General features: G+C 46.5%; 1 protein-coding gene. It reads right to left on the bottom strand.

Features of this window, described 5'->3' with window-relative positions; translation table 11 throughout:
• Positions 1 to 94: 94 nt before the first annotated feature.
• Positions 95 to 1,147 (bottom strand): GGDEF domain-containing protein (locus tag R7Q47_RS25785; protein WP_318090201.1); only part of this gene is annotated, 1,053 nt, incomplete at its 5' end.

Raw genomic sequence — 1,147 nt, 5'->3', positions numbered from 1 at the left:
CACAGACGAGAACACAAGGTATAGGCAGTTTAACGTGTTTAATACGGTGATTTAAACCGCTTGCTATCAACTTAGAGCAAGCGGTCACAAAGCGCTAGAAGGAACTAGGGTGGATGCAGGTGCGATTACGGCCATCGGCTTTGGCCTGGTATAGCGCACTGTCGGCCATAGCGATGCCCATTTCGGGTTCATCACCATGCTGAGGAACGTAAGAAACAAAGCCGATACTCACACTGAGATGTTCTGAAGCTTCCGAACTACCGTGCTCCATATCAAGCTGTCTAATCTGTTGATGAATGCGTTGAGCGACTTGCTCTGCGCCTTCTGTTGTCGTGTTTGGCAAGATAAAACCAAATTCTTCACCACCGTATCGAGCCACGCAGTCTGAAGAACGGTTGACCACTTGCTTGAAGACCGCCGCGACACGAATCAACGCCTCGTCGCCTTGTTGGTGCCCGTAACAGTCGTTGTAATCTTTAAAGAAGTCGATGTCGCACAACATGATAGTCAAAGGCAATTTTTCACGAATGTGGTGATACCAAAGTACATGAAGACGTTCATCAAATCGGCGTCTATTCGCCACTTGCGTCAAGCTGTCCATAAAGCTCAATTTCTCAAGTTCAAGGTTCGCTTGTTCAAGTTTTTGCTCGGCGAGATAACGCTCTGAAATATCACGCGCCATGATAAGAACGCCATTCGTACCCGATGCCTTGTCTTTAAACGGCGATTTCACCACATCAAACCACGTAATATGGCCATCACTACTCACGACCTTATCGATGTACCTTACCGGTTCGGCTTGTCGTAGAGCGTGTAGGTCGCTCGTTTCCAACCGCGTGTACATTTCAACGGGAATGACATCTTGAAGACGCTTACCAATCAAATCAGAAACTTCCGATATACCTAAAGCGTTTACAAATGGCTTATTGCACGCTTGGTACACCATGTTCTCATTAAAAATACCGATAGAGTCAGGGCTTGCATCTAAGATTGTTTGAAGAATGGTGTCACGCTGAGCCAAGGCGACTTCAGTGTCTTTACGACGTTCCATTTCATCACGTAAGTTCTGTTGAATCTTATGCCATTCCGTCACATCGTGACTAATAGACAACGTTCCGAGTAGCTCACCACTTGGCGAAACTAATGA

This window comes from Vibrio sp. Vb0349 (assembly GCF_033338975.1).
Note: the sequence above shows the minus strand (reverse complement) of the source record. Positions and strands in the feature narration are given on the sequence as shown.